We start from the raw sequence: 409 nt of genomic DNA on the forward strand, positions 1-409 counted from the left end.
GGCGGTATTATCGTGGTCCTGTTCGGATTGTTCCAGCTGGGAGTATTTGGAAGCTCTGTGCTGGGGCAGGAGCGCCGCCTTCCCTTCCGTCTGAATCAGCTGGCCATGAATCCGCTCCTGGCGCTGGTGCTGGGCTTTACCTTCAGCTTTGCGTGGACTCCGTGTGTGGGACCGGCGCTGGCAAGCGTTCTTTTGATGGCGTCATCAGCGACCTCTCAGGGAACGGGCTTTTTGCTGATCGGCGTCTATACGCTGGGCTTCGTCATTCCGTTTCTGGCGGTGGGACTGTTTACCGGATCGGTGCTCGACTTCTTTAAGAAGCATCAGAACGTGGTAAAGTACACGACAAAGGCCGGCGGCGTGCTGATGATCGCCATGGGTGTTATGATGTTTACCGGCTGGATGAACG

1 protein-coding gene is annotated in these 409 nt (G+C 56.7%); it reads left to right on the top strand.

Annotation, left to right across the window (positions count from 1 at the left end; genetic code table 11):
• Positions 1-409: cytochrome c biogenesis protein CcdA (locus NE664_14845; protein ID MCQ4727913.1), on the top strand; the 409-nt coding region annotated here is incomplete at both ends.

Origin of the sequence: Anaerotignum faecicola, assembly GCA_024460105.1 — a bacterium.
Taxonomy (GTDB): Bacteria; Bacillota; Clostridia; order Lachnospirales; family Anaerotignaceae; genus JANFXS01.